Origin of the sequence: Vibrio sp. 10N.222.49.C9 (assembly GCF_041474985.1) — a bacterium.
Taxonomy (GTDB): domain Bacteria; phylum Pseudomonadota; class Gammaproteobacteria; order Enterobacterales; family Vibrionaceae; genus Vibrio; species Vibrio crassostreae_C.
This window is the reverse complement of record NZ_JBFRVD010000085.1, coordinates 1-399: the sequence shown is the minus strand read 5'-3', so window position 1 is coordinate 399 and position 399 is coordinate 1. Positions and strand designations below refer to the sequence as shown.

Annotated in this window: 1 rRNA gene; it reads left to right on the top strand. The window is 36.8% G+C overall.

The window, feature by feature from the left end:
* Positions 1-98: 98 nt before the first annotated feature.
* Positions 99-214 (top strand): 5S ribosomal RNA (gene rrf / locus AB4585_RS21720).
* Positions 215-399: the final 185 nt, after the last annotated feature.

Here is a 399-nt window from a genome sequence, read left to right as displayed (position 1 = left end):
AACGCTTGAATGAGTTTGAAGAGATAGACTTTTAAATCAGTTTTCCAGATTATTTTGCCTTCAGTTTTTAAAAAAGCTGAAAGTAAAAGCAAAATTTGCTTGGCGACCATAGCATTGTGGACCCACCTGATTCCATGCCGAACTCAGAAGTGAAACACAATAGCGCCGATGGTAGTGTGGGGCTTCCCCATGTGAGAGTAGGACATCGCCAGGCTTTAAATTTATTTTCACTTTTTTAAAAGTGAAGACAAAAGTTCGACTTTGTCTATTAAATAGACAAGTCACCATAGAGTTCTAAGTTTTCTTAGTATTTTATGTTGACTTTCAAAGTAGAAAGCGTATTATACGCGTCCTGCTTAAGTGCTAAGGCACTGAAAGCAAAGCTCTTTAACAATTTAA